This is a genomic window from Cyanobium sp. Aljojuca 7D2 (genome assembly GCF_024346415.1).
Lineage (GTDB): Bacteria > Cyanobacteriota > Cyanobacteriia > PCC-6307 > Cyanobiaceae > Cyanobium_A.
This window is the reverse complement of the sequence record NZ_JAGQCX010000019.1, coordinates 1-19649: the sequence shown is the minus strand read 5'-3', so window position 1 is coordinate 19649 and position 19649 is coordinate 1. Positions and strand designations below refer to the sequence as shown.

The window sequence follows — 19649 nt, the reverse complement described above, 5'->3', positions numbered from 1 at the left end:
GGCCTGCAGGAAGGCGATCAGATCAGCACTGGCAACAGAATGGGCCAACGGACGGGAGCAGTCCCGACAAAACCGGCACCAGCATGGCCGCGCCAGCTGCCTTGTGCCTGACTTTCAGTCGGCCCTGCCCGCAGCACCAGTGCGATGGGAGCCCTGCTGCGCAAATTAAGGGTGCTGCAGCCCCTTTGATCAGGATCGCTGGGGGCGATCCAGCACGGCTTGGTCTACACGTTGGCGAGCCTGAACAACCAAATCAGCCACGTCGCCAGCGATGGCAGGGCTCCGCTCCCCGGCGATAACAGCCCGGTAGTGGTCCGCCACTGACCAGGCCGCGGTCTGGGGGTCGCTGGTGAAGCGGGGAATCAGGTGCAGGTGCAGATGGGGTGCACCCTCTCCGAAGACGATGGCATACACCCGATCACACCCCGTGAGCTCCTTCACCAGAGCGCTGGCGTGCTGCACGGCCACCCCCCAAGCGGCGGCTTCCTCAGGGTTGAAATCGACAGGCCCACCCAGGTGGCGTGCGCTGTCGAGCAGCAGCCAACCCAGCAGGGGCGACGGATCGGGGTGGTGGCGCAGCACCCAGAGAACGCCGCGGCCGATTTCGTAGGACGTCTGAGCTGAAACAGAGCCATGGATCTGACAAATCGCACACGTTTCAGCAGCCAAAGTCATGCTGATCAGCGCTCTTGGGTCGGTCAATCATGGGCGCCAGCACCAACCATCGGCCCTTGCTGCATGTCCTTGCTGCAAGCCGGTTCTGCGTCAGCTGCCCAGCACGTGAACCGTCAACTGGCGCGCACTGCCCTGGCGCCGGTGCTCCCAGAGGTAAACGGCCTGCCAGGTGCCGAGCAGCAGTCGACCGTGCTGGAACGACAGGCTGAGCTGGCTGGTGGTGAGGGCCGTACGGATGTGGGCCGGCATGTCGTCGGCCCCTTCATCGGCGTGGATGTAGGGGCGGAGGTCGCCCAGGCCGCTCAGGGGGCGAATGCCCTCCTCGGGCACCAGGGCACGCAGGTAGGCCGAGAGGTCGCGCAACACACGCGGATCGGCATTTTCGTTGATCGTGAGGCTGCAGGAGGTGTGCAGACACACCAGGTTCAGCAGGCCGAGCTGCAGGCCACTGGCGGCGATGCTGGCGTTCAACCGGCCGGTGAGATCGGTGAAGCCCTCACCCGGGGTGAGCACCTGGAGCGTTTCGAGGCTCTGGCGCAGCATGAAGACAAAACCAACTGCGAGCCCTGATTAGCATCGAGAAGTCCCTTCTGCAGCCTTCTGAATGACCGCCAGTCGCGCTCTGCTGTGCCTGTTGGTGGTGCTACCGGGCCTGGCCCTGATCAGCCCACCAGCCCAGGCCCAGCGCCAGGTGCCCAAGATCGGCAACATCTGCCCGATGGGTTACGTCGACACATTCAATGGCCAGTGCAGCACCCTGGGCTTGATGAACTACACGGTGCAGCCCACCAACGGCCAGGCCTGCCCCTCGGGCTGGATGAATGTGGGTGGTGGCTACTGCCGCAAAAAGTGAGCCAGCAGACAGACAACCTCGCAGCCCTCACCGTGCTCTACGACGGTGCCTGCCCGCTGTGCCTGCGGGAGGTGAACGGCCTGCAACGACGCGACCGGGCCCGCCATGGCGACCAGTCTCGGCTCGCCTTCGTGGACATCGACCGAGCCGATTACAACCCCGAGGCCCACGCCGGCATCAGCTACGCAGAAGCGATGGGTCGCATCCATGCCATCACCGCCGACGGGGAGGTGCTCCGGGATGTGGCCGTCTTCCGGCGCGCCTACGCCCTGGTTGGCCTTGGCTGGCTCTATGCGCCCACCCGCTGGCCACTGGTGCGCCAGCTGGCGGATCTGGCCTATGGCCTCTGGGCTGCTGGTCGGTTGCGCCTCACGGGGCGACCCACCCTGGAGACGCTCTGCCAGAGCCGAGGCGGCAGCTGCGCCCCCCGCTGATGCACCAAAACCGCTGATGCAGCAAAACCGTTGATGCACCAAGACGTCGACCTGGTGGTGATCGGCAGCGGCCTGGGCGGCCTGTGTGCCGGAGCCCTGGCGGCCCGCTACGGCCTCGAGGTGGCCGTGCTGGAAGCCCACACCGTGCCAGGTGGTGCCGCCCATGGTTTCAGCCGCCAGGGGTTTCAATTTGAATCCGGTCCCTCGTTGTGGTCGGGGTTGGGCCGCTGGCCCAGCAGCAATCCCCTGGCCCAGGTGCTGCGGGCCGTGGGTGAATCCGTGCCCGTGGCCACCTATCAAGACTGGGGCCTGCTGCTTCCCGAGGGGCCGTTGCGGGTGGGGGTGGGCCTTGAGCCCTTTCTGGCGGTGGTGCAGGAGCTCCGCGGCGCCAGCGCCAGCGACGAATGGGCCCGCTTCATGCAGGTGCTCGAACCAACCTGCCGGGCCGCGAGAGCCCTGCCCCTGCTCGCCCTGAGGCCGGGTCTGGGGCTGGCCACCACCCTGGGAGGAAAGGGAGCTGTGGGGTTGCTGGCCCAGGCCGGCAGGCTGGCCCAACTCGGCGGGGCGTTCGGACCGATCGCCCGGCGCCACCTGCGTGATCCCTTCCTGCTCCATTGGGTGGATCTGCTCTGCTTTCTGATCTCGGGCCTGCCGATGGATCAGACCAGTGCCGCCGCGATGGCGACCCTTTTTGGCGAATGGTTTGAACCCGAGGCCAGCCTCGACTACCCGATCGGTGGCAGCGCCGCCGTGGTGGAGGCCCTGAAGCGGGCGCTGGAGCGCCATGGCGGCGTGCTGCACACGGCGACGCCGGTGCACGGCATCTGCGTGGAGAACAAACGCGCCGTGGGGGTGCGGTTTGGGGATGGCACGGTGCTGCGCGCCCGCCGGGGGGTGATCAGCAATGCCAGCCCCTGGGACACCCTGGCCCTATTAGACGAACAGGACTGCCCAGCAACCTGGCGGCGCAAGCAGGCCAGCACGCCGGCCTGCAACAGCTTTTTGCACTGGCATGTCGGGCTGCGGGGAGACGATCTGCAGCACCTGCCCATCCACCATGTCTGGGTGGGTGATTGGCAGCGGGGCATCGGGGCCGAGCGCAACATGGTTGTGCTGTCGATGCCGTCGCTACTGGATCCATCGATGGCACCTGTGGGCCATCAGGTGCTGCATGGCTACACCCCCGCCAACGAACCCTGGGAGCTGTGGCAAGACCTCCAACGGGGCAGCCCCGCCTACACGGCCCTCAAACACGAGCGCTGCCAGCTGTTCCACCGGGTGCTGGATCCCCTGATCCCCGACTGGCGGGAGCGGCTGGTGATCGAACTGCAGGGCACACCCCTGACCCACCAGCACTACCTCAGGGTTCACCAAGGCAGCTACGGGCCGGCCTGGCCGGCCAACGCTGGGGCATTTCCCGGTGGCGGCACACCCATCGACAACCTGGTGCTTTGCGGAGCTGGGGTGTTCCCGGGGATCGGCGTACCACCGGTCGCCGTGAGTGGCGCCCAGGCCGCCCACCGCTTCGTGGAGCCGCGCCAACAGCGGGAGCTGCTGGAGAGCATCGGCATGGGCTAACAGCTCAAAAAGTGCGCCGCAGCTGGGCCGTGGCTAGCTGAAGCTCCCGCAGCAGGAGCGACACGGCCACCATCAGACACACCATGGCCAGCACAAACAGTGGCGCCACCATCAGCGCCAGATCGAGCTGGGCCACCACGCTGATGAACACGATCGCCACCACCAAGGCCACCAGCAACATGGTGACGGAGCCGAACTCAATCGCCTTGATCAGCAGACCCATGCGCCGTTTCTGGCCTTGCAGCTCCTGGCGAAGGTCGCGTCCCAGCTCCTGATCGGAGTCGCGCTCCAGACGCTTCAGCTCCCGGGCCCGGTCGACGAGGCGAGCCAGCCGATTGGTAAGCACCATCAGCAAGCCACTCATGCTCACCAGCAGAAACACCGGCGCCAGGGAGAGCTGGATGGCTCTGGCCAGGTCAGCAGAGGGCATGGCAAGGGCAGCCGGAGGCTTGGCAAACCTACTCAGCGCAATTCAAACAGCAGCAGATCGGCACGCTTGGTGGTGGCAGTGGCGGTAGTGGTGGCAGTGATGGCAGCCAGCCCCGCAGCGCCCGCCTCGAACCCCAGACCATCACCACGACTCAGCTGGGCGGGACAACCCGGAGCCTCCCCGCCCGCCTCCAGGGCAACGGCCCCATCAATCAGCTGCAGCCAACCGCGGCTGCCGGGGGCCAAGGGAAACTCCAGGCTCTGGCCGGGCTGGGGTTGGGCCCGCCAGAGGCGCACCGGCCGGTGGATGGCCATGGCACTGCCGGTCTGCTCGGGGTCCAGCAGAAGCGTCCAGCCGCTGCCGATGGCGAAGGGCTTCTGCTCATAGGCCGGAGCGATGCCAGTGCTGCTGGGCTCGATCCAGATCTGCAGCAACCGGCAGGCCTGATCCCCGCCGTTCATCTCGCTGTGCACCACGCCGGTGCCGGCGCTCATGCGTTGCACCTCGCCGGCGCGCAGCACCTCGGCATGCCCCATCGAATCGCGATGGTTGAGCTGGCCCTCCACCATCACCGTGATGATCTCCATGTCGCGGTGGGGGTGCATGCCAAAACCAGTGCCGGCGGCGATCACGTCGTCGTTGATCACCCGCAGGGGGCCGTAGCCCATCCAGGCCGGGTCGACATGGCTGGAGAACGAAAAGCTGTGCCAGCTGTCGAGCCAGTCGCGCTGGCTGTGGAAGCGCTCAGCGGCCGGACGGAACACGAATCCACTGCCGCTGGCAGGGGCGCTGGAGCGGGACGTCATGGCTGGGGCCCCAGGGTGGGGTAATCGGTATAGCCAGTGGGGCCGGGGCTGTAGAAGCTGGCGGGATCGGGCGCATTGAGGGGCGCCCCGCGGCGGAAGCGCTCCGGCAGGTCGGGGTTGGCCATAAAGCTGGTGCCGAAGGCCACCGCGTCCAGGTCGCCGGCAGCGATGGCGGCGTTGGCCTCCGCAGCCGTGTAGCCCATGTTGGCCACCAACAAGCCGCGGAAGTGCTGGCGCGCGGGAGTGAGCACATCCCCCTGCTGCTGAGCCAGCAGGTCGCCGCGAATCAGGTGCAGGTAGGCCAGGGGTCGATCGTTGAGGCGCTGGGCCAGCCAGGTGACCAGCCCGATCGGATCGGAATCCGCCATGGCGTTGAAGCTGTTGAGCGGCGAGAGGCGCAGTCCCATCAGCGGCGTTTCCTGGCCCACCACCTGGAGCACCTCCAGCAACAGCCGCGCCCGGTTTGCGATCGAGCCGCCATAGGGGCCGGATCGCTTGTTGCTGCCATTGCGCAAAAAGGAATCGAGCAGGTAGCCATTGGCGCCGTGGACCTCCACCCCGTCGAAACCAGCATCAGTGGCGGCGCGGGCCGCCTGGCGGAAGCCCTCAACAATGGCGGGCAGTTCGTCGTCACGCAGCTCGCGGGGCACCACATAGGGCTTTTTGCCCTCGGGGGTGTGCACCTCGGCGCCGGTGGTGGCGATCGGGCTAGGGCCCACCGGCTGGGCGCCGCCATTCAGCAACGGGTGGCAGGCGCGGCCGCCATGCCAGAGCTGCAGCACGATGCGACCACCGGCGCGGTGCACCGCCTCGGTGGTGAGGCGCCAGCCCTCGATCTGGGCCTGGCTGCACACGCCGGGCTCATGCCAGAAGGCGGAATTCCCCTCCATCACCATCGTGGCCTCGGCCACGATCAGGCCGGCACTCGCCCGCTGGCCGTAGTACTCCGCCATCAGCGGCCCCGGCAGATGGCCCTCCTCGGCGCGGCAGCGGGTGAGGGGCGCCATCCAGATGCGGTTGGGCAGCTCCAGCGAGCCCAGGCGCAGCGGCGTGAACAGATCGGCCATCGGTGTTGCGAAGCTGGAGCCATCGTGTGCCTGCCGGGCAGGTCTGCACAAGACGGCACTTCAAAGCTGGGGATGCAGCTGGGGGTCACCAAGGAATGCGCCCGTGGGCTTTCAGGCGAGATCCAGGCTCAACTGGGCCACCGAAGCATCTGCCGACGAAGGGCCGCGCCGGCTGCGCCGAGACGAAGCGCGCAGACCGGAGCGGCGCGAGCCATGGCGCTGCTGAATCGCATCCGCTGTCGCGGCAAAACCCTGCTCCCGCCGCAGGCTCCAGAGACGAGCGCGCGCCGTGGCTGCAGCCGCCACCCAATCGACGATCGGCTCGGGATAGTTGACGCCCAGTAGGCATCCGACGCGCTCCTGGGTGGCGCCATCCATCCTCCAGGGTTCATGAAGGTGCACCGCCGGCACATCCGCCAGCTCCGGCAGCCAACGCCGGATGAACACACCCTCGGGGTCGTGATCGCGCCCTTGCTTGATCGGGTTGTAGATGCGGATGGTGTTGATGCCGGTGGTGCCCGATTGCATCTGGCACTGGCTCCAGTGGATGCCCGGTTCGTAATCCACAAACAGCCGGGCCAGATGCAAGCCGCTCTCGCGCCAAGGCAACCACAGCTGATAGCTGGCCACCGACTGGAGCATCGCCCGCATGCGGAAATTGAGCCAGCCGCTGGCGACCAGGGAGCGCATGCAGGCATCCACAAACGGCAGGCCGGTGCGCCCTTCAGCCCAGGCCGCCAGCCGCGCTGCATCGCCAGCCCCATCACCGCTGCGCAGGCCGGCGGTGAGGGGATGGAGCTCCCGAAACTCCAGGCTCGGCTGGCTCTCCAACTTCTGGATGAAGTGGCAGTGCCAGTGCAGGCGCTCGTCAAAGCGCTGCAGGGCACGGCGCCAGGGCACGGCCTTGAGGGCAGCACGGCGCTGACGGGTGCGCTGCACCACCTCCGGCAGCGACAGCGTTCCCCAGCTCAGATGCGGCGAGAGCCGCGAGCAACTGACCCCGGCTGTGTTCGGACTCGACAAACCGAGCTGGTAGGTGCGGCTGCGCTGCTCCAGAAAGCTCTCCAGCACGGCCAGCCCCTGGGAGCGACCACCGACCTGACGGTCGGGGCAGGGGTCTGCTGCCATCCCCAAGGCCTCGGCGGTGGGGATGGGTCCGGGATCGAGGCCGGCCAAGAGGGTCAAGCGCTCAGGGGCGGGGCTGATGGCCTCGGCCATGCGCTGCTCCCAACGCCGGGCCCAGCCCTGGCGGCTGTTCAACCGGCGCGTCACCCCGAATTGGGGGATCTCCCTCCAGGTGATGCCGTGCTGCCGGGCCCAGGCCGCCACCCGCCGGTCGCGGGCGTAGGTCCAGCCATTGCCCGTTTCCTCATGGCTCCAGAGGCCGGCAATGCCGAACTGACGGCGGGCCCGCTCCAGCACCTGCTCAACCACCCCAACGCGCACGATCAGCGGTTGGCCCAGGCTCGCCAGAGCGGCTCTGAGCTCCCCCAGGCTTTCACGGCAAAACGCCCACTGGCGGGCGGAACTATCGGGCTGCTGCCAGAGCTCAGGTTCCACCACATAGAGCGGCAGCACGGGCCCACTGCCAGCCGCGTCCAGCAAGGGCCGGTGATCCACGCAGCGCAGATCCCGCTTGAACCAGACGATATGAAGGGGGCCCATGGCGCGCAGGGATTCAGCGCCGGCCGCAGCGCCAAAGCAGATGTTGGTTGCCGTGGCGGGAAATTTTCACCGCAGCGAACATCGGTTCGTTTAGGGGAGGGTGTGCGGAGCAGGAGCCGAGGCTCCTGTCGAATTTTTCAGCCCGTCAAAAAGAGCGGAGAGCAGGCTGGCCATCTCCGGGGGAAGGGGGGAGCCGGGCACCGATTCGGCTGCCAGCACCAACAGCGCGCAGGCATCCACCAGACGAGCAGCCTCTGGGGACGTCAAGGCAACCAGGTGTTCACCCTGATAATGCGTGATTCGCATAAATCTGCGGCTCTACCAGTTGCACGGTACACGGATCCGGCGGCTGCAGTCATTGGCGCGCTTCCGCAGCAGAGCTGTCGTTACGGTGAGCGCATGAAGGCTCCCAAACCCCTGTTGCAACGGCTCGCCTCGGTGCCCGGTATGGGATCGGGCCGGCGGCTGGTGCTGCTGCTCTCCCAGCTGGGAGACTTCGACAGCCTGGAATATGCCCAGGCCCTCGTGCCCGTGCTGCCGCGCCTGGCGGAAGCGGGGATCACGATTCTGGCCATCGGCATCGGCGATGGCCCCGGGGCCGATCGTTTCTGCCGGTTCACTGGCTTTCCCCGCGATCGCCTGCTGGTGGATGCGGAACCCCAGCTGCATCAAGCGCTGGGCCTCTACGCCGGGCTGCAGGTTGCTGGCGGCCCATGGCCTGGGCTGCTGCTGATGTGCGCCGGCATCGGCTCACCCGGCACCCTGGCCGAGGTGGTGCGGGGCTACAGCGGCGATCGCTCAGCGCCCCAGCGGCTGGAGAGCCCGCTGTTTGCACTGGCTGGCGGCGGGGGATTTCAGCGTCCCTTCGAGCTGGCCACGGTGCGGCTGCGCAACATGGTGGAGGTGCTCGGTGCCTGGCGCACCTACGTCCCCCGCGACGACTTCATCACCCAGCGCGGCGGCACCTACCTGCTCGACAGCGACGACACCCTGCTTTACAGCTACCAAGACCGCGGCATTTTGGGGTTCTCCGCCACCATGGCGCGCCCACTGGCGTTCCTCGATCCCTACCTCAACCCTTGAACGTCCCCACGCGGCCATGACCTCCCTTCTGCAGCATTGCGTTCTGGCCATCACCCTGGCCCTGTTTCATTTCGTCGGGCCGGTGCCCGCGGAGCTGGGGGTTCACAACGGAGCGCTTGCATCCTGCCCCTCACCGGCCCACTGCGCCCGCGCCGACTGGGCCGTAGCCGATCCCGACATCGCCCTGGCGGCCCTGGTGCCTGTGGTGCAGGCGATGCCCCGCACGGAGGTGGTGGAGCAGAGCAATGGCTACCTGCATGCCACCGCCAGCAGTGCCCTGTTCGGCTTTGTCGACGATCTGGAGCTGTATGCCGACAAGGCCCATGGCGTGTTGCAGGCCCGCTCGGTGTCACGCCTCGGCGATTCCGATCTGGGCGTGAACGGCGGCCGGCTCGCCAGCCTTCAACAGGCCCTGGCGGACGCCACCTGACACCATCTGGGAGGGCTCCCGCACCAGGGCTCAGCCCAATCCGGTGCGGCACACCGTGGCCCGCGAGCCCCTCTCCCCCGCTGTGATCGCGATGCCGGCCCGGATGCGCTCCTTGAGGCCACCCACATGGCTGATCACACCGATCATGCGGCCGCCATCGCGCAGGCGATCCAGTTCGTCCATGGCGAGTTGCAGGTTGTCGGGATCGAGCGTGCCGAAGCCCTCGTCGATGAACAGGGCATCGAGATGCACGCCTCCCGCATGGGCCTGCACCGTGTCGGCCACACCAAGGGCCAGGGCCAGGGAGGCCTGAAACGTCTCGCCGCCGGACAGGCTGCTCACCTCCCGCTCTTCGCCGGTGTAGGCATCGAGCACCCGCAGCCCCAGGCCGGCATGGCGACCGCCCCGGCCGCCTTCATCACTGAGCCGCAGCTGGTAGCGGCCTGAGGTCATCAGCTCCAGCCGCTGATTGGCATAGCGGCAGATCTCCGCCAGATAGGCCGACAGCACCCATCGCTGCAGGGAGATGAACGGTGCCGCCCGACCCGTGCAGCGATCGGCCACGGCGCTGAGCAGCCGCGCCCGCTCCTGGCTTGCCTGCAGGGCAACCGCCCCCTGCCGGTGCGCCGCAGCCAGCCGTTCGATCTCGGCCCGCGCCCCCCGGGCTTCGCTATGGCGCTCCACGGTTGCCGTACGGGCGGCATCGGCAACAGCCACCGCCTCCTGGGCCGCAGCGGTGTCGGGCCGCTGCTCCGGCAGCTCGCTCAGATCGGCGGAGGCCAGCACACTGGTTACGGCAATCAGGGCGTTGTCGTAGACGTCAATCCGCTCGACCAGCCGCTGGCGCCAGCTCGGCTCCTGCAAAGCGTTCTGCACGGCAGCGCCATCGGCAAACGCCGAGCCGACCAATTCTTGGGCCAGCCGCGCCACCGCCTGCTGGAGCCGCGCGTCAGCTCTGCTGCTGGCCTGGCAGCAGGCCGCCAGATCCTTCAAGGCCGCCTCCAGGGGCGCAACGCCAAGCAGCGCCACCTGGGGGTCGACCCCCTGCCCCAGCGTGCTGGCGATCTCAGCGTGGATGCTTTCGGCCCGGCGCAGGGCTTCTGCGGCCACCTGGCTCTGCAGGGCCTGCTGCGTGGCAGCCGCCTGGATGGCGGCCTGGAGGCTCTGCAGCTCCCGCTCGTGACCCACGATCGCCTGCTGCACGGTATCGACCTGGGCCGCCAGGGCCTTGGCAGCGTTGAGGGCCTCCTCGGCCTGCAGCGCCGCCCCACGGGCTGCCGCCGGATCGGCCGCCGCGGCACCGGCCTTCTGCTGCAGCCCCTTCAGCTCCCCCTGGGCCGTGGCCACGAGCGTCGCCGCTTCGCGGGCCGCCGTGGTGGCCGCGGTCAGGTCGCCTTCAGCGGCGCTGATCGCCGCGTCGGCCACGGCATCCTCCGAAGGCTGAGCCGGACTGGGGTGAAGGGTTGCGCCACACACGGGGCAGGGGGCATCGTCCACCAGCCCGCCGGCGAGCTGCGCCGCCATGCCGGCGATCTGGCGGCGGCGCAGCTCCAGCAGCAGGGCATGGGCCTGGTTGAGCGCGCCATCGGCACGGTTCTGGGCGGCGATGGCCTGGCTGTGCCGCGCTTGGGCTGCCGCCATGGCCGCGCTGGCATCGCTCTGCACTTGGGCCTCCTGGGCAGCCAGCTGCAAGCCATCGAGCCGATCACGGGCTGAGCAAGCCCGCTGGAGAGCCTCACTGGCGGCCTGCCACTGCTGCTGCCGCGCCTCCCGTTCGGCGTTGCTGCGGGCCTGGGTTGCTTCAGCGGAGGCGGCCCGTTGGCGGGCCTGCTCCGCGGCGCCCTGGGCCTCAGCGGCCTCCTGGGCCTGGCGCACCAGGGACGTCAACTCCACCCGGCGCGCCGCCAGGGCAGTGCGGGCGGCATCCAGAGCCTCCAGGGCCGGCAGCGCCCTCAGCTCGAGCTGCAACACAGCGGCAGGCAAGGCCTGGGCTGCGTCGCGGGCTCGCATGGCGCCGCCCAGCTGGGCCGCGATGCGTTGTTGCAGCTGCAGGCAGTCCGCCTGCGCCGCCTGCTGCGCCTCCACGCTCAGGCGCAGGGCCTCGGCCTGCTCGGCCAACCGCAGCCGTTGGCGGTAGTCGTCGACCACCGCCCGCTTGCCCTCCAGCTCCACAAGCGTGGCTTGGGCCGCCGCGCGCCGGTCCCAGCGATCGGCCAGCCTGTCCACCTCAGCTTTGGCTGTCTGAGCAGCATTCAGGGCTGCGGTGGCCTGCGCAAGACGTTGGGCCGTACCCGCCACCACCAGGGCGATCTGGTCCTGCAGGCGATCGAGATCAGGAGCGTCAGGCTCATCAAGCGCGGCGGGCTGGTCAGGCACGGCAGGGTGGTCAGGCGCGGCAGAGGGGTCAGGCAGTGGCGGCGAGGCGAACGGGCTCCAGGCCTGGGCAGCCTGGCGACGCAGCACCTCCTGGGCCCGGGTGCATTCCGCCAGATCCAGCCGTGCCACCTTGGCCTGATCCTCCAGCCAGAAGCCCGCCTGCTCAAAGGCCACCGTGTCGAACAGGGTTTTGAGCAGGGCCTCGCGCTCCTCGGCCTTGGCCCGCAACACCTCCGCGAATTGGCCCTGGGGCAGCAGGATCACCTGGCGGAACTGGGCGGCATTGAGACCCACCAGCTGCTCCACCTCGCGGCTCACCTCAGTGGTGCGGCTGACGATCGGCTCGGCGTCTGAACCGTTCAACCGGAACAGCACCGCCTGGGCGGCCTTTTCGGTGAACCCCTCGCCGCGGGTCTTGGGGGCGGTGTAGCCCGGAGAGCGTTCCACCCGGTAGCGGCCACCGCCGCAGGAGAACACCAAACTCACCCGCGGCACCGCCGCCGCATCGGCGTGGTCCGATTTCAACGCCTTGACGTTGCGATCCCCCGACACCTCGCCATACAGGGCATAACTGAGGGCGTCCAACAGGAAGGTTTTGCCGGCACCGGTGCTGCCGTGGATCAGAAACAGCCCCTCATCGCTGAGGGCATCGAAGTCGATCTCCGCAGGCTCGGCGTAGGGCCCGAACGCCTCCATCCGCAGCTGATGGGGTTTCACTGCTCCCCTCCCCGGGTGGAGGCCTCCAGCGCCTGACGCAACAGCTCAGCTTCAGGCGGGCCGGCGGGGCGCCCCTGCTGGTCGGCGAAAAACGCCATCGCCAACGCGAGGGGTGAGGTGGCTTGGCGCACCGTTTCGTGGCGCTCCGTGGCGGTGGAGCGCTGCAGCTCCGGGGGCCGATGCCGCAGCTCCGCCACATGGGGAAACCGCTGGCGCAGCCGGGCCATGGCCTGCAGTGGCAGCACCTCGTCGGTGAGGATCACCCGCAGCCAGGCATCAGCAGCAGCGGCGTGTTGGGGATCGCCGCAGAGGCACTCCAACGGCCCCTCGAGGGTGCGCAGCGGACGCCCCACCCCCAGCGGCACGATCTCGACGCTGGCCGTGCCGGCGGCATCGAGCTCAACGATCCGCACCGACTTGGTGTGATGCTGCTCCGAAAACGAATAGGGCAGCGGTGTGCCGGAGTAGGCCACGCGTGGGCCATCGAGCTGCTGGGACCCGTGCAGATGGCCCAGGGCCACGTAGTCGAAGCCGGCAAAGCTGTCGACGCTGACGCGATCCACATTGCCGATGCTGAGTTGCCGTTCTGATTCAGATGGCTCCCCACCCATCACAAAGGTGTGGGCCACCAGCACCGAGCGGTGCTGCGGCCGGGAGAGCAGATCACGGCGAATCCCATCGAGGGCCAGGCGTGTCACCTCCTGATGGCTGACCCGGGTGGAACCTGGAGACGATCCAGCCTCAACCGCCTCAGCCACAGCGACGAGCGATGGACCATCCACAGCCGGCTCCAGATAAGGCAGCGGGTAAATCGCCACAGGGGCGCCTCCCCGCTTGGGCGTGACCAGCACCGGCTCATGGGCCCGCCGCACATCCCCGCGAATGGTCACCCCGAAGGCCGAGAGCAACGGGTCGTAGATCGACACCCGCACATGGGAATCGTGGTTGCCGGCGATCGCCACCACGGCGGCACCGCTGCGGCTCAAGCGGGCCAGGGTGTCGTTGAACAGCAACACCGCCTCTGCTGGCGGGATGGCCCGGTCGTAGATGTCGCCAGCGATGAGCACCGCATCCACCTCCGCCTCGGCGGCCAACTCCACGATGCGATCCAGGGCGGCGGCCTGCTCCTGCAGGAGCGAAGCTCCATGAAACTGCCGTCCTAAGTGCCAGTCAGAGGTGTGGAGGAGGCGCATCAGCTCCGTAGAACGGCAAGTCTGGCGTGGTGAACGGTGTCCGGCAGGTAGGCAGTGTCCGGCAGGTGGCCGGTTTTCACCCAGATCGTGCAGCCCAGCTCGCTCCAAGGGCGATGGACGCTGCCGGGGGGATTGCGCAACCAGCTCCCAGCCGGATAGGTGCCGTGCTCATCCTGAAACACCCCCTCCAGCACAAAGATCTCCTCGCCGCCGCCATGGCGATGGGGCTGAAAGACCGTGCCGGGCGCCCAGCGCACCAGGGCCACATGTTCCGAGCCAAAGGCATGCAACGGCATCACCTCCAAACCGGGCACCAACCCCGGGAGCCAGGGCGCACTGAGGGTGTCGATGGCGAGGCGCTGTTGATCAGCCGAGTGCATCTGGTGCAGCTTCACCAGGAGCGTGCAGCCCTGCTCACTGAACGGCGAATGGCTGGAGCCGGCGGGGTTGCGCAGGTAGGTGCCGGCGGTGTAGTCCCCATGCTCATCTGAGAAGGTGCCATCCAGCACCAAGATCTCCTCGCCACCGCCATGGCTGTGGCGCTCAAAGTGACTCCCAGGCGCGTAACGCACAATCGATGTGGCCCGGGCCACTTCCCCGCCGACACGATCCAACAGGCGCCGCTCCACCCCGGCCATCGGCGAGGGCGTCCAGGCCAGGTTGGGGGTTTGGAGCACAGCGCGCTGGCTGAGGTCGGCGTGGAGGTTCATGGGCGGGTCAGGACGATCGCCGCAGCAGACGACCCACCTGGGCCGCCCAATCACGGGGGAGGTCGTTGGGGCGCAGCTTCACCTGAAACATCGACAGGGCCAGGGGTGCTCCACCCCGCATCAGGATGGCAGCCACATGCCAGATCACCGCTGCCGCAACGAGCAGCCAGGCCAACAGGTGAAGGCTGTAGACAAAATGATCGACCTGGCCGGTGCGAAGCCAGTTTTCATTCATCAACTTGCCGCTGCCCACGGCTAAGGCCAACGCCAGCAAGGCCGTGGCATTCGCCGCCTGGTGAAGGCGGGCCCGACCCAGAGTGAAGGCATAGAGGCCAAACAGCAGGGCCAGAGGCCAGAGGAACACCCCGAGCGTGCCGTGGAGATCAATCCAATCGCCGGCCGGCTGCCAGCTCAACCGCCCGAAGCGACCGTCGTGGTTGGAGTACACGATCAGTCCGCTCAGCCAGGCCAGGGGCACCAGCAGGGCCATGGCGCCATGCAACAGCCGCAGCAGCGAAGGTTGGTAAGCACGAACGATGCTCATACGACGAACCGTGCCCATACGCCGAACCCGGCAGGGGTTCAACAGTGATGCCGATCATCGCGCGGCCCTTGCAACAACCCGGCACGCCAGGGAAGGAAGCCTGCTACCTCTTCCCGTGCCAACCCTCTCTGCCTGACTCCCGTCGTCGCAGAGATCTCACCATGACGAAACTCCAGCCGAAAGCCCTAAATTCAACTCTCCACTAACAAGAGACTTGCATGGCAGCGGCAACGGCTCTCAAGATCGGCGAGGTGGCGAAGCGCTCCGGACTAACCGTCAAAACGATCCGCTTCTACTGCGATGAAGGGCTGGTCCATCCGACAGGGCGTAGCGACGGGGGCTATCGCCTATTCAACGACGCCATTTTTGCCGAGCTGACACTGATCCGCACCCTCAAGGCCATGGACATTCCCCTGCATGACGTGTTGCAGGTGCTGGCGTCGCGGCGCTCTGGTGTGTGCACCTGCTCCTCTCTGCAGGCCACGCTGCGAGCCAAGGCCGGTGAGATCGAGCAGAAGATTGTCGCCCTGCGCAGCCTCTACAACGAGCTCCACACCCTGCTGGATCAATGGAAAGATTGTGGCGGCCGAAAAAACTCAGACAATACCGGTTAAGCGCAAGAGTGAATCAGGCTTAAGACAGATTGATCGTCCGCTGCTGTCAACTCAAGGCAGCGGCTGGATCGGCATGCCGTGGCGCAGGCTCATCAGGTTGGATGTAATCACCCGGCGGCCTGGATCCAGTCCCTTGAAAACCGGGTAACGGTTGTTCTGAAGGGAACCCAGCTGCACAGGGGTCTGCAGGGCGACCGGGGTGGTGGGCGGTCGTTGGGCCAAAGGCTTGAGATCAACCGGGCCAGGGTTGCGACGCAGTTCGGCCAGAGTTCCCACCTGATACACAATGCGTTGAGCGCCCTGTTGAGTCACGGCCACAAAAGGCACAAACGGATGCTCACGGCTGTCTAAGACCAGGCGAATGCGGGTGCGCAGACCGGCGCGCAGCCGTAGGTCTGAGTTATTGAATGCCGCTTTCACCAGCAGCGATTGAGCGCCGCTGCTCACAACGGGATCGATGGAGCGCACGGGTGCCTCAGCCATGGGAGTGCCCGTGCTGGGGTCGAGCAGGATCACGGTCTGGCCGAGACGAACCCGATTGCTGTAGATGGCAGGCACCTCGATCCTGGCCAGCAGCTGACTGTTGCGAATGATCGAGGCGAAGGGGCTGCTGGCGGAGATCACATCCCCTGCCTTCACGCGCAGATCGCCAATGATGCCGCTGATCGGGGCCCGCAGATCCCGAAAGGCCAGGTCGGCCTCGCTGGCCACAAGCTGCTCACGCGAGGCGATGTAGGTCTGGCGGAATTCGTCGCGCTGGATTGCACTGGCGGCACCCTGCTTCACCAGATCGTCATAACGCTGCCAATTGAGAAGGTTGGTGGCCACCGCCGCCCGCAGACGGGCCACGTCGGCACTGGCCTGGGTCTGGTCGAGCACCACCAGCAATTGACCAGCACGCACCTGCTCACCCTGTCGAACGATGAGGCGTTCAATGCGCCCACCTGCCTGGGCCGCCAACTGCACCGCATCAAGCGCCTCCAGGGTGCTCGATGTGTTCACCACATCACTGAAGCGGCCAACCTCGACGGCCTGGGTTTCTACCGGCAGGGGCCCTCGCTCCCGCCCCTGGTCGGATCCACCAAGCCCGCAACCCGTGACAGGCACGCCCAGAATCATGGCAAGACCCACCTTGAACAAAGGACGCCGGAGTATCGGCAGGCCGCAGGGCTGGATAGCCATCGGCAACAAACCCCGGGGACGGATCACGAGCATCCTTACAGAGAGTCCACCGCCCTTGACTGAATCTATCGCGTCACCACTTTTCTGTTGGAACTAGATCACTGTGCCATCGGCAAGCGTGGCATTCTTCTCAATCACGACAATACCGTTGCGGATTGTAAATCCAAGATCATGGCGATCAGCCTCTTCGACGCGATCCTTGTTAATCACCTGCACATTGGTGCCAATGCGCACATTCTTATCTAGAATCGCTCTCTTTACCACTGAACCTGCTCCAATCCCAAGGGGTATCCCACCGCGTGAACGCACCTGGCCACGCTCAGCCTCCGACTCATACCCATCAGCGCCCATCACCAGGGCGTCTTCGAGCACAACTCCCTCCTCAACTCGCAAGCGTAAGCCAAGCACACAGTGTTCAATGACACAGCGATCGAGGATGCAGCCTTCGCTGAGGACAGAACGGCGAATGTGGGATTGGTGGATTTGACTGGGCGGCAAATAACGTGAACGGGTATAAATCGGAGCGCGCTCATCATAAAAGCTAAAGGCTGGCTGCTCATCCGTCAAAGCAAGATTCGCATCAAAGAAGGATTGAATCGTACCGATATCTTCCCAGTAACCATCAAAGAGATAGCTCTGCAGCATGAGGCCGCTCTCCAGAGCTGCCGGAATGATCTCCTGGCCAAAGTCCGTTGCTTGCTGGTGAGTGGCCAGAAGACTGAACAGAGTGTCTCGCTGAAAGACATAAATGCCCATCGAGGCCAGAAATGGGCGCCGCTGTGCCTCGCCTGCGGACAAGCCCAGTGCCTGGGTGTCCACCCGCATGGATTCGAGAGCTGCACCCCTGGGCTTTTCACGGAACTCCTTGATTCGTCCGGATGCATCCGTGCGCATCAAGCCAAAACCTTCGGCTGCCGACCCATCAACAGGTAAAGCACCAACAGTCAGTGCTGCCCCACTCGCCCGATGGGCTGCAACAAAGGCTGCATAATCCATCCGATAGAGCTGGTCCCCCGAGAGGATCAGCACCTGATCCACGTCCCAGGCTTCGAAGAGTTCTCGGTACTGACGGACAGCGTCAGCAGTCCCCTTGAACCAGCTTGGGCTGTCGGGAGTCTGCTGAGCCGCCAGAACCTCCACAAAACCACCGCCGAAGCCGAAAGAGAGGTTGTAAGTAAGACTGAGGTGGCGGTTGAGTGACTGACTATTGAACTGGGTCAGCGCGTAAATCTTGTTGATCCCAGAGTTGATGCAGTTGCTGATTGGGATATCAATCAGGCGGTATTTACCGCCAAGCGGCACTGCAGGCTTGGCGCGAGTCAGGGTGAGGGGCTGCAGGCGCGTGCCCGCACCACCCCCGAGAATGATCGCCAGTACGCGCTTCAAGAGTTGGAATCTCTTTGGAGGAGGAAATAGAGGTGCTCAGGGTTCTTATACTGCCGTGGCAAGCTTTGATGCAGGCATTCCAAACGATGCCAGCAGACGCTTCGTCGGATCTGGTGAATCGTTTTTTCTTCTAAAACCAATATACGCATAGCCTTGCAATAGAGCGCGTAATTAGCTTCGAGCTCACCGATCGTGAGAGAGGTTGTGAAAGTTGCTTGGCTCATTGCAGCAACGCTTGGGCGACGTAAATAATCGCTTGGCCACCCGGTGGTGCGCTGCCCCCGGATGGGGGTAATTCGGTGACAGGATCTGCAAGGGATCGTGAAGCCAGAGCTAGCTGAAGCCTCTTGGTTGCGCCTGCACCAATCAAGGGGGCAGGTCAGCGTTTCCCAGAGGTCGCGCCTAGCCAAAAAGCAGTTGAGCCACGGGCGGCTCAGTCGTCATAGACGCGGCAGTTGATGTCAGAAGGATTGAGGTCGCAGAACACTTCAAACGGCGAAGGAGCCTCAGCTTCTTCAGGATGACGCTGCTGGAATTCCTCGAGCTCCTTGATCTGCTGCTCGATCTTGCGCGCCGTTGATTTTTCGTCCTTGGCGAGGGCTTCTGCCAGGGCGTTGCGGTAGGTCTGGAGCTGGTCTCCAATGGTGGCCATGGAACATGCCCCGATAGGGCCAGGATTGGCAGCGCGAATTTAGCCCTATCGGCTCACCAACGGCGCCGAACGTGAAACGGTGAAAGGGGGCGGCATTCCTCCGGTGCCCCTCCAGCGCAGTGGATTGTGCATCCATCGACAGAACGATGAACAACCCTGAAATCCAGGTAATTCCTCTCACTTTTTGCGGTTGGCTTCGCCTACGGCGTCCGCTCCTGCAAGGTGGTGCCGTTCTGGGAAACCCTTCCATGGCTGATGCTCCCTATCTCGTGGCCCTGGCTCTGGTTGAGATTTCAGGCAAGAGGGCCTTGCCACTCACCGGTAAATCCCAGCCAGCAGCGGCCGCTGAAGCTTCTGACCCAGGTGACAGTGGTCACACCCTGGCCTTGGAACTGCTCCTGCGCCTCTGGCAGCGAAGCGACGACGGGGCTCTGCAACGGGCTGCCGAAGAGCAGAGCCTGCTATTGCTCGAACTGCCATTGGACGTGATGAGCGAACAGCTGCCCCTGCTCAAGGCGAACTGGATCTCTGGTGGCGAAACCGAAGCCTTGCTTGGCAGCCTTCGGAACCTGGTGATCCGGGGCTGGCGGATCTCCATTGCCAAGTACGAACCGGTCAGCTTCATCGCCTGGAGCTGATCCACAGGCAGCAATCCCCCCGGATGGGGACTGGCGCAGATCAAGCCCTGCGACCCAGGATCGAATCGCGACGATGAGGGACGAGCTTCGCTGTCGCCATCCAAGAGGGCCCACCTTCAGCCGAAATCTGGAGGTCGGAACCCTTTTTCCTGTTGAGCCCTACACCAACCATTGCTATGGCGAACTACAAGGTCACGCTGGTCAACGCCAACGAAGGGCTGAATCGCACGATCGAGTGCGCCGACGATCAATCCATCTTCGATGCGGCTGCCGATCAGTCCATCGACCTGCCCATCTCTTGTCGCGCCGGCTCCTGTTCCTCCTGCGCTGGCAAATTGATCAGTGGCACGGTGAACCAAGAGGATCAGGCCTTCCTCGATGAGGACCAGATTGCCGCCGGTTTCGTGCTGACCTGCGTGGCGATCCCCACCTCGGACTGCACGGTCGAAACCCATGCCGAAGAGGCGCTTTATTGAATTTCAAGCCGGTTATTTGACGACAATTAGGTAGGCGGGTCGCGCCAACTACATAGGCGGGTCTCAGGACGCGACAACAGGGCTCCGATCACGGTCTGGAGCTCCAGCGATGCCCGCCCCTCTGTCGTTGCGTATCAAGG

At 65.6% G+C, this 19649-nt stretch carries 22 protein-coding genes; 8 read left to right on the top strand and 14 right to left on the bottom strand.

The genetic code is table 11. The features are described from left to right. Positions 1 to 189: 189 nt before the first annotated feature. Together KBY57_RS13970 and KBY57_RS13965 are read right to left on the bottom strand one after the other, a co-directional pair. Positions 190 to 675, bottom strand: coding sequence for an HIT family protein (locus KBY57_RS13970; RefSeq protein ID WP_254996510.1), 486 nt, complete (start codon positions 673 to 675; stop codon positions 190 to 192). A gap of 90 nt (positions 676 to 765) precedes the next feature. Beyond that, a complete protein-coding gene (locus KBY57_RS13965; protein ID WP_254996509.1) occupies positions 766 to 1218 on the bottom strand; it encodes a secondary thiamine-phosphate synthase enzyme YjbQ in 453 nt (150 codons plus the stop codon). Positions 1219 to 1279: 61 nt separating this feature from the next. On the opposite strand from KBY57_RS13965, the gene KBY57_RS13960 reads away from it, so the two are divergent. From KBY57_RS13960 to KBY57_RS13950, 3 genes are read left to right on the top strand one after another with little or no spacing between them, the layout of a single operon-like run. Beyond that, positions 1280 to 1528: a hypothetical protein gene (locus KBY57_RS13960; RefSeq protein WP_254996508.1), complete on the top strand. Its 249-nt coding sequence runs from the start codon at positions 1280 to 1282 to the stop codon at positions 1526 to 1528. Beyond that, entirely contained in the window at positions 1525 to 1962 is a 438-nt protein-coding gene (locus KBY57_RS13955; RefSeq protein ID WP_254996507.1) for a thiol-disulfide oxidoreductase DCC family protein, read from the top strand. Before KBY57_RS13960 ends, KBY57_RS13955 begins: the two co-directional genes overlap by 4 nt. 33 nt (positions 1963 to 1995) lie before the next feature. Further along, entirely contained in the window at positions 1996 to 3540 is a 1545-nt protein-coding gene (locus KBY57_RS13950) for a phytoene desaturase family protein (RefSeq protein ID WP_254996506.1), read from the top strand. 4 nt (positions 3541 to 3544) lie between these two features. On the opposite strand, the gene KBY57_RS13945 is transcribed toward KBY57_RS13950, so the two are convergent. From KBY57_RS13945 to KBY57_RS13930, 4 genes are all read right to left on the bottom strand, one after another. Next, on the bottom strand, positions 3545 to 3970 hold the full coding sequence (locus tag KBY57_RS13945) for a DUF2721 domain-containing protein (RefSeq protein ID WP_254996505.1): 426 nt from the start codon (positions 3968 to 3970) through the stop codon (positions 3545 to 3547). A gap of 32 nt (positions 3971 to 4002) precedes the next feature. Beyond that, positions 4003 to 4776: a pirin family protein gene (locus KBY57_RS13940; RefSeq protein WP_254996504.1), complete on the bottom strand. Its 774-nt coding sequence runs from the start codon at positions 4774 to 4776 to the stop codon at positions 4003 to 4005. After that, the gene (locus KBY57_RS13935; protein ID WP_254996503.1) at positions 4773 to 5843 is read right to left on the bottom strand and encodes an alkene reductase; all 1071 of its coding nucleotides are present in this window, start codon (positions 5841 to 5843) and stop codon (positions 4773 to 4775) included. Before KBY57_RS13935 ends, KBY57_RS13940 begins: the two co-directional genes overlap by 4 nt. Positions 5844 to 5954: 111 nt before the next feature. Continuing rightward, entirely contained in the window at positions 5955 to 7508 is a 1554-nt protein-coding gene (locus KBY57_RS13930) for an FAD-binding domain-containing protein (RefSeq protein WP_254996502.1), read from the bottom strand. Between the two features lie 399 nt (positions 7509 to 7907). On the opposite strand from KBY57_RS13930, the gene KBY57_RS13925 reads away from it, so the two are divergent. Next, positions 7908 to 8591 carry a peroxiredoxin-like family protein gene (locus tag KBY57_RS13925; protein WP_254996501.1) on the top strand — a complete coding sequence of 228 codons (684 nt, stop codon included), beginning with the start codon at positions 7908 to 7910 and terminating at the stop codon, positions 8589 to 8591. A gap of 16 nt (positions 8592 to 8607) precedes the next feature. Continuing rightward, positions 8608 to 9021, top strand: a complete 414-nt coding sequence (locus KBY57_RS13920; RefSeq protein WP_254996500.1) for a DUF1499 domain-containing protein — start codon at positions 8608 to 8610, stop codon at positions 9019 to 9021. A gap of 30 nt (positions 9022 to 9051) precedes the next feature. Here KBY57_RS13920 and KBY57_RS13915 read toward each other — a convergent pair whose 3' ends face one another. Genes KBY57_RS13915 through KBY57_RS13900 form a run of 4 tightly spaced genes read right to left on the bottom strand, consistent with a single transcriptional unit; the run spans position 9052 to position 14561 of the window. Then, positions 9052 to 12093 carry an AAA family ATPase gene (locus KBY57_RS13915; protein ID WP_254996499.1) on the bottom strand — a complete coding sequence of 1014 codons (3042 nt, stop codon included), beginning with the start codon at positions 12091 to 12093 and terminating at the stop codon, positions 9052 to 9054. A 17-nt stretch (positions 12094 to 12110) separates the two neighbouring features. Beyond that, positions 12111 to 13307: an exonuclease SbcCD subunit D gene (locus KBY57_RS13910; protein ID WP_254996498.1), complete on the bottom strand. Its 1197-nt coding sequence runs from the start codon at positions 13305 to 13307 to the stop codon at positions 12111 to 12113. Continuing rightward, positions 13307 to 14017 carry a cupin domain-containing protein gene (locus KBY57_RS13905; protein WP_254996497.1) on the bottom strand — a complete coding sequence of 237 codons (711 nt, stop codon included), beginning with the start codon at positions 14015 to 14017 and terminating at the stop codon, positions 13307 to 13309. The genes KBY57_RS13910 and KBY57_RS13905 overlap by 1 nt, the downstream gene beginning before the upstream one ends. A 7-nt stretch (positions 14018 to 14024) precedes the next feature. Further along, positions 14025 to 14561, bottom strand: coding sequence for a cytochrome b/b6 domain-containing protein (locus KBY57_RS13900; RefSeq protein WP_254996496.1), 537 nt, complete (start codon positions 14559 to 14561; stop codon positions 14025 to 14027). Positions 14562 to 14779: 218 nt separating this feature from the next. Here KBY57_RS13900 and KBY57_RS13895 point away from each other — a divergent pair, with 218 nt between their 5' ends. Next, complete coding sequence (locus KBY57_RS13895) at positions 14780 to 15175, top strand: MerR family DNA-binding transcriptional regulator (protein ID WP_254996495.1); 396 nt, start codon at positions 14780 to 14782, stop codon at positions 15173 to 15175. Between the two features lie 51 nt (positions 15176 to 15226). Here the strand turns inward: KBY57_RS13895 and KBY57_RS13890 are convergent, their stop codons facing one another. From KBY57_RS13890 to KBY57_RS13875, 4 genes are all read right to left on the bottom strand, one after another. After that, positions 15227 to 16357, bottom strand: a complete 1131-nt coding sequence (locus KBY57_RS13890; protein ID WP_254996494.1) for an efflux RND transporter periplasmic adaptor subunit — start codon at positions 16355 to 16357, stop codon at positions 15227 to 15229. 93 nt (positions 16358 to 16450) lie between these two features. Further along, positions 16451 to 17743, bottom strand: coding sequence for a glucose-1-phosphate adenylyltransferase (locus KBY57_RS13885; RefSeq protein ID WP_254996493.1), 1293 nt, complete (start codon positions 17741 to 17743; stop codon positions 16451 to 16453). Beyond that, the gene (locus KBY57_RS13880; RefSeq protein ID WP_254996492.1) at positions 17740 to 17967 is read right to left on the bottom strand and encodes a DUF3136 domain-containing protein; all 228 of its coding nucleotides are present in this window, start codon (positions 17965 to 17967) and stop codon (positions 17740 to 17742) included. The genes KBY57_RS13885 and KBY57_RS13880 overlap by 4 nt, the downstream gene beginning before the upstream one ends. A 209-nt stretch (positions 17968 to 18176) precedes the next feature. Beyond that, positions 18177 to 18395 (bottom strand): CP12 domain-containing protein, encoded by a 219-nt coding sequence (locus KBY57_RS13875; RefSeq protein ID WP_254996491.1) that lies wholly within the window; start codon positions 18393 to 18395, stop codon positions 18177 to 18179. Positions 18396 to 18643: 248 nt separating this feature from the next. On the opposite strand from KBY57_RS13875, the gene KBY57_RS13870 reads away from it, so the two are divergent. Beyond that, the gene (locus KBY57_RS13870; protein ID WP_254996490.1) at positions 18644 to 19033 is read left to right on the top strand and encodes a hypothetical protein; all 390 of its coding nucleotides are present in this window, start codon (positions 18644 to 18646) and stop codon (positions 19031 to 19033) included. A gap of 176 nt (positions 19034 to 19209) precedes the next feature. Next, complete coding sequence (locus tag KBY57_RS13865; RefSeq protein ID WP_254996489.1) at positions 19210 to 19509, top strand: 2Fe-2S iron-sulfur cluster-binding protein; 300 nt, start codon at positions 19210 to 19212, stop codon at positions 19507 to 19509. Positions 19510 to 19649 lie beyond the last annotated feature (140 nt).